Consider the following 12,326-nt stretch of genomic DNA (forward strand, 5'->3'; position numbering starts at 1 on the left):
ATCGACGCTTGGCAAAGGACTTCGAGCGAACCATCAAATCCGCAACTGCACTTCTATATGCAGCTGCCGCCGTCGTCCTCATCAGGCGCATCGCTCGTTACGCATGAGATTCAAGACAGGCTCTCAGATCATCGGCTTTCTGGCCGATAACCTTTCGACTTACCATCTCATGCTCCGCCAGGAGAGTTTGGTTGACGGGCAGATCGACAAGGCCGTGCTTTTGCGCGTGACCGAACGCGAAATCACCGCTGGCCGCATGAAGGGCAACGATCCTCTCCGGGCATTTGCCGAAGGCGGCGAGTATATTCGCGACAATCCGATGGAGGGCCTTTTCCACGCTGATCCATCGGCCGACGACAAACCCGTCCTGAATTGAAGCGATAGCACCACGCGCCACAGGGCGCGAATGTATAGGCGTATACAAATATACAAGTTCGCCGTCTGTTCGGCCTGGGCGTTGTTTAGCGGACTTTCCGCGCCCTCCCCTGCCGGTTCTTAGCGTAGGATTCCGCCCTCTCCCGCAACGATGATCGGGCCAGGTTCGCGAAATCGTTGTCTGGCGCACAAATCTTGAAGCTCGCCGCGCCGATCGCGGCCGCTCGGACCCGATGTTGCCGTTTTTCAGCCCTAGCGTCCATAAAACGCACTTCCGTGTCGTCGCGCGCGATCGTGCGAGGATCTAGCTTCCAAAAAATCGGCCGCCTAGGAAGCCCGTAGAGCGGCATCGGGCGCTCGACCTCTCCAACCCTGCCGAACGCTCAGAATGACGCCCAGCGGCCCGGAAATCGCCCCTGCCGCGACGTTTCCGCCTCCCCTGCCCTCTCGGCTTGATCGCTGCCCTATCCGCCTGGCTTTTCTGGAAAGCCAATTGCGACGGTGCCGCTGGCGCTGTGGTCGCGGCAGGGGCGCAGCGTTTAAACGATCCCTAATCCAACAAAAAGCGTGCCGGCGAAGCCGGCTCATCATGGGGGATGCCGGGTGGGAGGATCGCAAAGCGATCCGGGGCGGCCGCAGGCCGCGAGCCGGCGGGGGCGAAGCCCCCAAGAGGCGGCGCTTTTCTTCCCTCTGACCGTGCTTCAAGCACTGCGCCAGTGAGTCGCGCTGCCTCTGTCCCGATTTCCGGGACAGGTTGTCCGATCTGGCGGGATGCTGGTGGGTGAAACCACGTCGCGGCAAAAGTTATCCACAGGGCGGCCTAGTGTTAATATATGGGTTAAAGAGTCGTGTTACGGGATTTTGGCGTCTCCGTAAGATACTGAATATAATAGTGAAATCGGCCATTTTTTGGCCTTGGGCGTCAACGGAACCCCGAATCCGGTGACTCCAGAACCCCGAATCTGCGTCAACGAAACCCCGAATCGTCGGCGAGCGTCAATGAAACCCCGAACTTTTTCGTTGCGTCAATGAAACCCCGAATCTACGGTGGCCGTCAATGAAACCCCGAATCGAGCCTGACCGTCAACGAAACCCCGAACTTCCGCTTGCCGTCAACGAAACCCCGAACGGCGCGGAGGGTCGCCCTCCCCTGTTGCCGGTTCGCTATCCCGATCCCGATCTGTTCATTTGCGATGTTCTCGACGCCATCCCCAAGGATGACATGGCCTCGATGGAGCATCCGATTTTCTCGCTCGCGACCAAGCCCGATCGGCGCGTGTTCCGCTACGAGCATAACGGCAACAAGCTCGAAATCGTCCCCAGCGTCAAAGGGCTGGCGACGATCCACGACAAGGATATTCTGATCTACTGCATCTCCCAGCTCATCGGGAAGATGAACCAGGGCGAGCGGCCGAGCCGCACCTTGCACCTCACGGCGCGCGATCTGCTAGTGTGGACCAACCGGCAAACCGATGGCGACGGCTATGACCGACTGCGGAGCGCGTTCGAGCGCCTGTCGGGGACGCGGATCACCACGAACATCAAGGCCGATGGCGAGGAAATCACCGAAGGGTTCGGCCTCATCAACGAATGGCGGATCGTGCGGCAAACCCGCTCCGGCCAAATGTCGGAAATCAAGGTCACGCTCTCCGATTGGCTGTTCAAGATGGTCGAGGGGCGCAGTGTCCTGACGCTGCACCGCGACTATTTCCGTCTCCGCAAGCCGCTCGAACGGCGCATCTACGAGCTGGCGCGCAAGCATTGCGGCGCGCAGGAAAAATGGTCGATCTCGGTCGAAACGCTACAGAAAAAGACTGGCGCGAGTAGCCATCTGCGCGTGTTCCGCTCGATGCTGCGCGATCTCGTCGCGCACGATCATCTGCCCGACTATGCCGTGGAAATGAACGGCGATACGGTCACGTTCCGCAATCGCGAGGCGCTGGATACGGTCGAGGCGATCGAGGCGGAACCCGAACGGCCCTATATCGACCCCGAAGGCTTCCACGACGCCAAGAGCGTTGCGCCTGGCTATGACGTGTATGCGCTCTATGACCAATGGGTGTCATGGTGGATCGACAGCGGACGGCCGGAACTGAAAAGCCCCCGCGCCGCCTTCATCGGCTTCTGCCGCAACAAGCACAAGACCGCCCCCTTGCGCTAGTATAGGCGTATACAGCTATACACCTATACTAGCTGGTGATGCGCCCCCTCCCCTTCTTCACGAACAGGTCGTCCAGCGCCTCGCCTAGCAGGCTTTGAACGGTCGTCCCTTCCTCGGCCGCGATAATACGAAGCTGTGTGCTGACCTCCGGGGGGAAATGCCCGCCAATCAACTTGGTCCCCTGTCGGCCGCTCGGCGGGGCCTTGCGGGACACGTCTACCGGCTCGATCGCCGGCGCTGGTGCCGGGGCCGCGTCTCCGTCCGCCTTGGCGCGGTTCAGCACCGCTTGCAGACTGTTTCCGCCCTTCGCCATCACGCCGCCTCCGCTTCATTGTATAGGCGTATAGTTGTATACTCGTATAGCCGGTGGATTTCGTCGGCCGCTGGTCCGTGCGGCTCGAACTCCTGCACGGCCTGGCCTGCGGCTTGGGCGCGGAAAAAGGCTTTGCGGTTGCCGATCGTCACCGGGCAAACCGTCGCGCCCAGCTCCGCCACGGCCTGAATCGCATCGCCGGTTTCCTGACCTTGTGGGGGCACGAAGGTAAGGACCACGGCAAAGGCGCGGTCGAGCTGGCGCACAACGTCGAGCGTGTGCGTCATGCTCATGGTGTCGAATACGGCCGTCTTGGTCGGGATCAGGATGAAATCGGCTTGGCGCGCTGCCTCATAGGCCACGTCGCGCGCGACCGCCGCCCCGTCGATCACGACAAGATCGGTGCCGGCATCCTCGCAGGCTTTGAGCATGGCGGGCAGGCGCACCGGCTGAATCGACGCCACGGCGGGCGTGTCGAGCTGGCGCACGTCTTTCCAGAACGAGGCCGTCGCCTGCGGGTCCAGGTCGATGATCGCAGCGACCTTGCCGGCCTGCTCGGCCGCGACCGCCAGACAGGTGGCGAGCGTCGTTTTCCCGACGCCCCCTTTCTGTGAGAGAATGGCGAGAACCTTCATGCTACACTCCTACACGTATAGTCCTATACTTGTATACGCGGTGAACCGAGAGGGAAAGCCCTATCGTCGCTGAAATGACGATAGGGCGGCGCTGAATCTGAACTGACGAAAGCGCGGCGCATCATTCCTCCGGCTCGGCCTCGTCATCGTCCAGCGGCTCATGCTGCATCTGGCCGTGATCCTCGATCGGGCAAAGCGGCGCTCCGGCCAGCTCCAACCATTTGCGCGCGGTCCTGACGGTATAGCCGCACGTCGCGCACTCGCATTTGAGCATCCGGGTTTTCTGCTTCTTGGGCGCGGTCGACTCTCCATCCGTATCAAGGCGGGCATGGGGGAGGGGGCCGACGCTCTCCAAGATCGGCGCGATGGCCGCAAGGAACGCCTCGCCGGGGGTGGTGGCGCGCATCGGCCCGACTAGGCCCAGCCCAAGGGCGGCCCGTTTAAACGCCTTCCCATGCCCTGCCGGGATGCCGACTGCGGCATGGACCAGCTCATGCGCGAGGATGGCCGCGATCTGCGCCGGCATGGCGTCGGGCGCGTGCGCCAGGTCGGGCCGGATGAAGATTTCAAAATGGCCGTCCGCGCTCAAGGGGTGACTGCACGAAAGTGCATTCTGCGTACGGTAGGAGCGAACGAGCAGTGAACGGCGGGGTTCAGTCGCCTGCCGTGGTGTCCTGATCGATCACTGCTGCCCGTACGCCGAGCAGCCAAGGCACCCAAGCCAGCGCATATGCGGCCCAGAGGTATTCGTACCACGGCATCGCATGACCCAGTTCAGCGAAGATGCCGATGACGACCAGTACGGCAGCCCCTCCGAACACGAAGCTGGCCGCGACCGTGCGGATGGGGCGATCCCACCTGATCGTGGCAAGGCGGGTCGCTGGATTATAGTGCCGGAGACAAAGCCACGCGATGCCCAGCACGACGGGCGATGCGACGATCGTCACAAGGATGCTGCCGTACATGGGGATGCCGATGCTGTCGCCATCGGGGGGCAGGACGCCCGAGCGGAGCACCTGCGGCCAGTAGACAAAATTTAGAACCGGATAGAAGGCCAGCAGCAATCCGGTCAGGATCCACAGCGGCCTAACGCTTGTCGGCATCGTCGATCTCCTGCTCTTGGCCTACTGACGTTTCAGCGCCGAAACGGGATCACGACGGCCTGGTCGAGAAAGGCGCGCATGCCCTCTTCCTCGACGGTGTGGCGGAAAGCGGCCCATGCGGCATCGTCGGTGGCAAAGGGATCGTCCCACACCGTCGAGGTGCCGCTCTGGTTGACCACCTCCAGCGTCCAGCCCGGCTCGTCTTCGAGGCGGATGATGTGGACTTCGACCGTGATGCCCTGCTCGGTAACGGTGCCGGACAGGCCGGAGGTGACGATGTTCGGATCGCGTTCGCCTGTCATGCGCCTGTCCTTGCCGTTTCGCCGACGCGCTGTGCGCCCGCACCCTCCAGCGCCTTGTAGAGCGCCGTCTTGCCGATCTTCAGCCGCGCGGCCGCCTCGCGCACTGTCAGGCCTGCGGCGATGTGCGCGCGCGCCTTGCGCAGCTTGTCGGGGGTGACGACCGGACGCCTGCCACCCTGCGCTCCGCGTTCGCGCGCAGCGCGCAGGCCAGCCTGGGTGCGCTCGCGGATCAGGTCGCGTTCGAACTGGGCCAGGCTGCCGAAGATGTTGAACACCAGCATCCCTCCTGGCGTCGTGGTGTCTATGTTCTCGGTCAGGGAGCGAAACCCGATCCCGCGCGCCGCCAGATCGCCGACCTGCGCGATCAGATGGCGCATCGAGCGGCCGAGCCGGTCGAGCTTCCAGACAACCAGCGTGTCGCCGGCCCGCAGATAGGCGAGCGCCTCGGCAAGTCCCGGTCGGTCGGCCCTGGCCCCCGACGCCTGATCGTCGAACGTGCGCTCGCAACCGGCGCGGATCAGCGCGTCATGCTGGAGCGCCAACTTCTGGTCGGCGGTGGAGACGCGCGCATAGCCGATCAGCGCCATGCGCAGGTCCGAAGTGTCCGTTTTCCCATCTTGACGCGATCTTGTCCGAATCGCCGTCGGAGGTCCAGAGTTGACGGACACATTCACGCTGGCCGTCCAACCACCGTCTGACGGACAAGGACGCGGAAGGAGATAGTGCTTGGCGAGACGGCGACTGGTGAGCGCGGAAATCTGGGCAGGGCATTATGGCGCGCCGCTCGATGAGCGCGAGATTGCGCGGCACTATACGCTGACCGGTGACGACCTGGAAATTGTCGGCCGCCGTCGCGGCGATGCCACCCGGCTCGGCTACGCGATGCTCCTACTCTATATGAGATGGCCTGGCCGTGCGCTGGAAGCGGGTGAAGTCCCGCCCGCTCCTGTGCTCGCCTATGTGGCGCAGCAACTCGGCGTCGCGCCCGAAGCCTTCGCGGACTATGCCCATCGGGACCAGACCCGTCGCGAACATCTCGTTGAAATCCGACGATCGCACGGGTTCAGGATTTTCGACCGCAAGGCTTTCCACGAAGTTGTCGCATTCTCGATCCCGATCGCACAGACCATCGTCCACCCCGGCCAGATGGCGGGGGTCATCGTTGACGAACTTCGGCGCCGGCAGATCCTCCTGCCTTCTTCATCGGTTCTCGAAGCGGTACTCCGGCGTGCTCGCCAGCAGGCCGAACAGCTTACCTATGAAGTGCTCACGAACGGCCTGCGGCCCGATACGCTGCAGGGGCTGGACGATCTGCTGGCCCGACGAACAGGGCAAGCCGCGACATGGCTATCCTGGCTGCGCAATGCACCACAGTCGCCGGCAGCGCGCAACATCCTACGCCTGATCGAACGGCTCACTCATATCCGCGCGCTGGATCTCGATCGCGCCCGTGCCGACATGATCCCGGCTTTGACTTTTGACAGGCTGGCGGACGAAGGCAGCCGGATCACACCCCAGCACCTTGGCGAACTCAATGCCCTGCGCCGCCATGCGACGCTGGCGGCGCAGGGCATCCGTCTTGAGGAAAGCCTGACCGATGCCACCCTGACGATGTTCGACAAGCTGTTGGGCAGCATGTCGCGTCGCGCCGAGAACCGGACCCGTGACAAAGCCCTCAAGACGGTGCGCGAGTTGCAAGGCCATCTCCGGACGCTCACAGGGTCTTGCCGCATTCTCATCGAAGCGCGCACCAACGGTGTGGACTCTCTGGCGCAGATCGAGGCGCTGGATTGGCAGCGCTTCGCCGTGGCGGTCGCGCGGGCCGAAGTACTCGGGCGACCGGAAACCGTCGATCGCACCGCTGAATTGATCGAGCGGCATCGCACGGTGAAGCTCTTTGCCGGTGCCTTTCTCAACACCTTCGAATTTCGCGGCGCCGGTGCGGTGCAGGGACTCCTGTCGGCGCTTACCATCATCGCGGAGCTATACCGGACCGGCAAACGGCGCTTGCCTGATCGCGTGCCGCTGCGCTTTGTGCCCTCCGCATGGCGGCCGTTCGTCCTGCGGGACGGCATCGTCGATCGCGCCGCCTATGAACTATGCGCCTTGTCCCAGCTACGGGAGCGGTTGCGAGCGGGAGACATATGGGTCTCGGGAAGCCGCCAGTTCCGCGATTTCGATAGCTACCTCATCCCGCCGGCCACCTTCGACGCGCTTCGCGAGAAGGGGCCGTTGCCGCTCGCCATCGAAACGGACTTCGATCGTCATATCGAGGAAAGGCGCGCCAGGCTCGACACGGCGATCGAACAGGTGACGGTCCTCGCCCGACAGGGCGAGCTGCCCCAGGTCAGGCTTGACGAAAGCGGCCTTATCATCTCGCCGCTGAAAGCGGCAACGCCACCCGCCACCGAGATTGCCCGTCGCGCTGCCTATGACCGACTGCCGCGCGTGAAGATCACCGATCTCCTGCTTGAGGTCGATGCCTGGACCGGGTTCAGCGAATGCTTCATCCATCGGCGTTCGGGCCGGGAGGCCGACGACCGCAATGCGCTGCTCACCGTCATCCTTGCCGATGGCATCAATCTCGGCCTCACACGCATGGCGGAAACCTGCCGAGGCGCAAGCCTGCGCCAGCTCGCCCATCTCCACGACTGGCACATCAGCGAGGCCGCCTATGGTGAAGCGCTGGGAAGGCTGATCGACGCCCATCGCGCCATGCCGCTCGCCGCGCTGTGGGGAGACGGCACCACCTCGTCGAGCGACGGACAGCAATTCCATGCCGGGGGCCGTGGCGCCGCAATCGGCGACATCAACGCGCGCAGCGGCAACGAACCGGGCGTTGCCTTCTACACCCATGTCTCGGATCGATATGACCCCTTCGCGACCCGGGTAATCGCGGCGACCGCCGGCGAAGCTCCCTATGTGCTGGATGGCTTGCTGTATCAGCAGACCGGCCTGACAATCGAGGAGCACTACACCGATACAGGCGGTGCATCGGACCATGTGTTCGGCCTTATGCCCTTCTTCGGCTACCGCTTCGCGCCGCGCCTGCGCGACATCAAGCAGCGTCGTTTGCACCTCCTTCCCGGCCAGGAAGCCGGCCCCTTGCTTGCCGGCATGACGGCCGAACCGATCGCATTGGGTCATGTCGCGGCGCATTGGGATGAACTGCTGCGGTTCGCCACATCGATACGCACCGGCACCGCCACCGCTTCGGCGATGCTTCGCCGCCTGTCCGCCTATCCGCGACAGAACGGACTGGCCCTCGCGATGCGCGAGCTGGGCCGCCTCGAACGCTCGATCTTCATGCTCGACTGGCTGCGCGACATTGATCTGCGCCGGCGTACCCAGGCGGGCCTCAACAAGGGCGAGGCCCGCAACGCGCTCGCACGCGCGCTCTTCTTCAACCAGCTCGGCGAATTGCGTGATCGGCGGTTCGAGAACCAGACCTATCGCGCCTCCGGCCTCAACCTGCTCGTCGCCGCCATCATCCTGTGGAACACCCGCTATCTCGAAGTGGCGCTGGCTGATATCGGCACGCCCGACGAAATCGCACGTCACGTCGCGCCATTGGGCTGGGAACATATCTCGCTCACCGGCGACTATAGCTGGAATGTTGAAGATCGGCCCGATCCGGATGTCCTGCGGCCACTGCGCGCCATCAGTTCGTTGCTCGCCGCGTAACGTTCACCATACGTTCGCGCTTAGCGTGCGGATGCGTCACTTTCGTGTAGTCACCCCTCAAGCGATTATCCCAGCACTCGCCGATCGCCTTGGCCTTCGCGCCTCTGCTGGTGAAGCCGATCGCCACGCGCACGCGGTCGGGCAGGGGGGCGTCCAGCGCCTCGAACAGCGGAGCCATGCCCTGCGCCACCGCATTGAGCCAGCTTTCACGGGTTTGGTGGGTCATCGTCCTTACTCCCTTCAAATCGCCTGTCCGGCGATGGCCATGCCATCGGCCGGAACACGGACGCCCAAGAACGCCGGCGGGAGAGGGGGGCAGCGGGATTCGATGGGGGTGGAGCGGCCGCAGCGCAGCGAGGCACGGCCCCGTCTAATCCCGTTGCGGGGGAGAGAAGGCCGGGACCGGCTTTCCCCCACAAGGCAGACGACGCGCCGGCGAACGCCGGCACCTTGGCTAGCGAGATCCGCTTGCGATCTCGCCCCCGCCATGTGGGTCGTCACCTTGGGCCAAGACCGCTTGCGGGCTTGGGGAGCGCAGCGAGTAGGGCCACGGTGCCGCGCAGCGGCAGGCGCAAATCCCAGCCTCCGAACGCCCAAGGCGAAGGAGCTTGAATTAATGTCTCCGTTTTGATACACCCAGCCTCATGAAGCCGGTAGAGTGGTTGGGAAGTAGCAAGGCCGATGTTCGCGCCTTCCCCGAAGATGCGCGAACAGATGCCGGTTGGCAGCTTGAGCTTGTCCAACGCGGCGACGATCCCGACGACTGGAAGCCCATGAAAACCGTGGGGCAAGGCGTTCGGGAAATTCGCATCCGGGAAGCGTCGGGCGCGTTCCGGGTGATCTATCTGGCGACGTTGGAAGACCGGGTTCTGGTGCTTCATGCGTTCCAGAAAAAGACGCAGGCAACGGCAAAGAAAGACCTCGAACTCGCGGCGCAAAGGTTGAAACGATGGAAGGCGGAGCAATGACATCGGAAATCTATGAGAACGTGTGGGACGCGCTCGCTGATACCGAGCAGGAGGCCGCGAACCTGAAACTGCGCTCGTCCTTGCTGTATGAAATCCGCAAGGTGGTGCAGGGCTGGAATGTCTCACAGGACGAAGCGGGCAAGCGGCTTGGGCTGACACGGCCCCGGACCAATGATCTGCTGCGCGGCAAGCTGGCCAAGTTCTCCCTGGATGCGCTCGTCAACATTGCAGCGTCGGCCCATCTGCACGTCGAGTTGACGCTGAAAGAAGCGGCCTGAGCGACGGGCAAAATGGCAGGCCATCGCCCGTTTCGCGATCTTGTGGCTGATCGCATGAAGGATTGGAGTCCAGAGCGCCGCGCCCAGTATGAGGCGCGCAAGGCGCAGTTCGAGGCCGAAATGGCGGCGACGGCCGAGCTGACCGGCCAAGCCGCGACGCGCGCGGCGATCGAGGAACTGGAAGCGGGGAAGGGGGCACGCTTCCCCAGCGTCGATGCGCTTATGACGGATTTGCATGATGGCGATTGATCGGCCGCGCAAAGGGGAAACGGCTGCGGAGTTTTTCAGGCGGCGTTCCAAAGGCTCCACATTGGATGGTCTTGACCGCATCTTGGCCAAGGTGCCCGATCGGCCTCCCGAACCCGGCGACGAATTGCCCGAAGGCTGGACGCCCGATCGGCTCCGGGACAACCGGCTATGAGGGCGATTTTCATCCGCCACGGCCAAAGCACCGGCAACGCCGGCGTGCCCTGCGATGATCTCGGCGCGATCGAGCTGACGGAGCTGGGCCAGGAACAGGCGCGCGAAGTCGCGGCGAGCTGGACGCAAGCGCCCGCGCTCATCGTCACGTCGCCCTATACGCGCACCCGGCAGACGGCCGCGCCGACGATCGCGCGCTTTCCCGGCGTGCCGGTCGAAGTGTGGCCGATCGAAGAGTTCACCTATCTGCAACCGGCGCGCTGGAACGGCACGCGCAGCGCGGAGCGGATGCCGCACCTCGAACGCTATTGGAGCGCGGCCGATCCTGATTATTGCGACGGGGAAGGGGCGGAGAGCTTCGCCACCCTGCTACGGCGCTGCGAGGCCGCGCTGGCGCGGCTCGCCGCCATGCCGGCTGCATCGCTGGTCTATGTGTTCGGGCATGGGCAGTTCATCCAGGCCGCGCGCGCGATCGTCGCTGACGCCCATCTGGACGAACGGGCCAAGATGCGGGCGTTCTGGCGCAAGGGCGAGCCGCCCGCGATCGCCAACGCGCAGCGGGTAGGATTTCATTGGGAAGGTGGCCGCTGGTCCTGTGCGCCGGCGCTGGCCGGCACGGCCTAAAACTGCGCGGAAAGCCGGGGCCACAAAGCCTGAAAATCTGCTTGCAGCGTCGCCCAGCTCGCGGAGTCCAGAAACTCGCCCTGGTCGTTATCTTCAAGCCGGTGATATTGCATGACGGCCGCCTCGGCTTCGGCCTGGTGCGCCGCAAGCCATGCCTCCATCTCGCGCACGATCTCATGCTGTTCCGGCCTCAACAGCTTCGGATTGACGTAGGTTCGCACAACGAAATTCGTCGGGGTGGGGTAAAAGACGGTGTGATTCCGCATACAATATTTGTTGAAGGTCACATGGCCGCCTGAATTGTCGATCTTTGGTTCGGCCTGGAAGCGACCGAGTAGCAGGCCGCCGGCGAACGGTATGGCGAGCGGCGATCCGTTCGCCTGCCCCCCGGTCGCGCGCACGGCCAAGGCCGGCAGGATATAGGTTGTCGCCAGTCGCCGCGCGATCGAGCGCACCGCCGCGTCATGTTGGCCCCTGTGCATTATCAGGACACGGATTCACGGTAGCGGTTTGATGAGCAGCGGCATGAGGCCGTTGGCGTCGAGATCGAGGTGATCGGACCAGACATAATCGCCGGTGAGATTGATGCGATCCCAACCCAACGGCGAGAGCCGGGACAGCATAGCTGGATCGATGGGGCTTCCTCGACGACGCATTTCGTCGACGGCGCGCCCCAGATAGCGACAGTTGAACAGGATAATCGCTGCGGTGACGAGGTTGAGCGCGGCCGCTCGGGTCTGCTGGTTCTCCAGGCCACGGTCGCGAAAACGGCCGAGCCGATGGAAGGCGACCGCCCGGGCAAGGCTGTTGCGGGCCTCGCCCTTGTTCAACTCGGCAGTGACGGTACGGCGCAGAGCCGGATCCTCGAACCAGCGGAGCGTGAACAGCGTGCGCTCGATCCGCCCGATCTCCCGCAGCGCCGCAGCGAGGCTGTTCTGCTGGCGGTAGGGCCAGTCGCCGGCGAGCGGCCGCTTGAGGAAGGCGTGGACCCGCTCGTCGATGTCCTTGCACAGCTTGGATACCGAGGACTTGGAGATGCCAGTCATGCCCATCGCCTGCACCAGTTCATCGACGCGCCGGGTGCTGACGCCGGCGATCCATGCTTCCTGGATCACCGCGACCAGCGCCTTCTCGACGGTCTTCCTTGGCTCCAGAAAGCCGGGAAAGTAGGCGCCGGTCCGCAGTTTGGGGATCTTGAGATTGAGCGTGCCGAGCCGGGTGTCGAGACTGCGGTCGCGGTAGCCATTGCGCCAGGTCGTGCGATCGCCGGAACGCTCGTGCCGGCCGGCGCCGACCAAGCCATCGACGTCGGCCTCCATGATGATCTGTAATACGTTCTCGGCGATCGTGCGCAGGAAATCTCCATCTCCGGTCTTCGCCATCAGCTCGGCAAGCGGTAATCTATCGTCGGTCATCGGGATCAACTCCTCGGTGGGCGTGTGAAGTGTGGTAACTCCACCTTA

14 protein-coding genes and 3 pseudogenes are annotated in these 12,326 nt (G+C 63.7%); 8 read left to right on the forward strand and 9 right to left on the reverse strand.

Features of this window, described 5'->3' with window-relative positions; genetic code table 11:
* The 3 genes and pseudogenes from ACFQ24_RS05310 to ACFQ24_RS05320 all read left to right on the forward strand — a co-directional run.
* Window positions 1-107: pseudogene (locus ACFQ24_RS05310) on the forward strand (IS5/IS1182 family transposase); the annotation flags it as partial.
* Window positions 108-169: 62 nt separating this feature from the next.
* A complete protein-coding gene (locus ACFQ24_RS05315) occupies window positions 170-376 on the forward strand; it encodes a hypothetical protein (RefSeq protein WP_380909528.1) in 207 nt (68 codons plus the stop codon).
* 1,056 nt (window positions 377-1,432) lie between these two features.
* Window positions 1,433-2,536, forward strand: a complete 1,104-nt coding sequence (locus tag ACFQ24_RS05320; RefSeq protein WP_004213366.1) for a replication initiator protein A — start codon at window positions 1,433-1,435, stop codon at window positions 2,534-2,536.
* A gap of 28 nt (window positions 2,537-2,564) precedes the next feature.
* On the opposite strand, the gene ACFQ24_RS05325 is transcribed toward ACFQ24_RS05320, so the two are convergent.
* The 6 genes and pseudogenes from ACFQ24_RS05325 to ACFQ24_RS05350 all read right to left on the reverse strand — a co-directional run bounded on the left by ACFQ24_RS05325 (window position 2,565) and on the right by ACFQ24_RS05350 (window position 5,476).
* A complete protein-coding gene (locus tag ACFQ24_RS05325) occupies window positions 2,565-2,849 on the reverse strand; it encodes a ribbon-helix-helix domain-containing protein (RefSeq protein ID WP_013038654.1) in 285 nt (94 codons plus the stop codon).
* Window positions 2,849-3,484: a nucleotide-binding protein gene (locus ACFQ24_RS05330; protein WP_004213364.1), complete on the reverse strand. Its 636-nt coding sequence runs from the start codon at window positions 3,482-3,484 to the stop codon at window positions 2,849-2,851. Before ACFQ24_RS05330 ends, ACFQ24_RS05325 begins: the two co-directional genes overlap by 1 nt.
* A gap of 121 nt (window positions 3,485-3,605) precedes the next feature.
* Window positions 3,606-4,073 (reverse strand): annotated as a pseudogene (locus ACFQ24_RS05335) (transcription elongation protein SprT); the annotation flags it as partial.
* Window positions 4,074-4,137: 64 nt separating this feature from the next.
* Window positions 4,138-4,587, reverse strand: coding sequence for a hypothetical protein (locus tag ACFQ24_RS05340; protein WP_380909530.1), 450 nt, complete (start codon window positions 4,585-4,587; stop codon window positions 4,138-4,140).
* 32 nt (window positions 4,588-4,619) lie between these two features.
* Complete coding sequence (locus ACFQ24_RS05345) at window positions 4,620-4,889, reverse strand: hypothetical protein (protein WP_380909532.1); 270 nt, start codon at window positions 4,887-4,889, stop codon at window positions 4,620-4,622.
* Window positions 4,886-5,476, reverse strand: coding sequence for a recombinase family protein (locus ACFQ24_RS05350; protein WP_380909534.1), 591 nt, complete (start codon window positions 5,474-5,476; stop codon window positions 4,886-4,888). Before ACFQ24_RS05350 ends, ACFQ24_RS05345 begins: the two co-directional genes overlap by 4 nt.
* 139 nt (window positions 5,477-5,615) lie before the next feature.
* On the opposite strand from ACFQ24_RS05350, the gene ACFQ24_RS05355 reads away from it, so the two are divergent.
* On the forward strand, window positions 5,616-8,573 hold the full coding sequence (locus ACFQ24_RS05355; protein ID WP_011627729.1) for a Tn3 family transposase: 2,958 nt from the start codon (window positions 5,616-5,618) through the stop codon (window positions 8,571-8,573).
* Window positions 8,574-8,622: 49 nt separating this feature from the next.
* On the opposite strand, the pseudogene ACFQ24_RS05360 reads toward ACFQ24_RS05355, so the two are convergent.
* A pseudogene (locus ACFQ24_RS05360) lies at window positions 8,623-8,799 on the reverse strand (transcription elongation protein SprT); the annotation flags it as partial.
* Between the two features lie 418 nt (window positions 8,800-9,217).
* Between ACFQ24_RS05360 and ACFQ24_RS05365 the strand changes: the two are divergent.
* The 4 genes from ACFQ24_RS05365 to ACFQ24_RS05380 all read left to right on the forward strand — a co-directional run bounded on the left by ACFQ24_RS05365 (window position 9,218) and on the right by ACFQ24_RS05380 (window position 10,863).
* The gene (locus ACFQ24_RS05365) at window positions 9,218-9,541 is read left to right on the forward strand and encodes a type II toxin-antitoxin system RelE/ParE family toxin (protein WP_013038657.1); all 324 of its coding nucleotides are present in this window, start codon (window positions 9,218-9,220) and stop codon (window positions 9,539-9,541) included.
* Window positions 9,538-9,819 (forward strand): helix-turn-helix domain-containing protein, encoded by a 282-nt coding sequence (locus tag ACFQ24_RS05370; RefSeq protein ID WP_013038658.1) that lies wholly within the window; start codon window positions 9,538-9,540, stop codon window positions 9,817-9,819. The genes ACFQ24_RS05365 and ACFQ24_RS05370 overlap by 4 nt, the downstream gene beginning before the upstream one ends.
* Before the next feature lie 54 nt (window positions 9,820-9,873).
* Window positions 9,874-10,068, forward strand: a complete 195-nt coding sequence (locus tag ACFQ24_RS05375; RefSeq protein ID WP_021223634.1) for a hypothetical protein — start codon at window positions 9,874-9,876, stop codon at window positions 10,066-10,068.
* Window positions 10,069-10,236: 168 nt separating this feature from the next.
* A complete protein-coding gene (locus ACFQ24_RS05380) occupies window positions 10,237-10,863 on the forward strand; it encodes a histidine phosphatase family protein (protein WP_013038661.1) in 627 nt (208 codons plus the stop codon).
* Here ACFQ24_RS05380 and ACFQ24_RS05385 read toward each other — a convergent pair.
* Window positions 10,860-11,345, reverse strand: a complete 486-nt coding sequence (locus tag ACFQ24_RS05385) for a hypothetical protein (RefSeq protein ID WP_013038662.1) — start codon at window positions 11,343-11,345, stop codon at window positions 10,860-10,862. The genes ACFQ24_RS05380 and ACFQ24_RS05385 overlap by 4 nt on opposite strands.
* 15 nt (window positions 11,346-11,360) lie before the next feature.
* Entirely contained in the window at window positions 11,361-12,278 is a 918-nt protein-coding gene (locus ACFQ24_RS05390; protein ID WP_380909536.1) for a Tn3 family transposase, read from the reverse strand.
* Window positions 12,279-12,326 lie beyond the last annotated feature (48 nt).

Source organism: Sphingobium olei (assembly GCF_042678845.1).
GTDB lineage: Bacteria > Pseudomonadota > Alphaproteobacteria > Sphingomonadales > Sphingomonadaceae > Sphingobium > Sphingobium olei.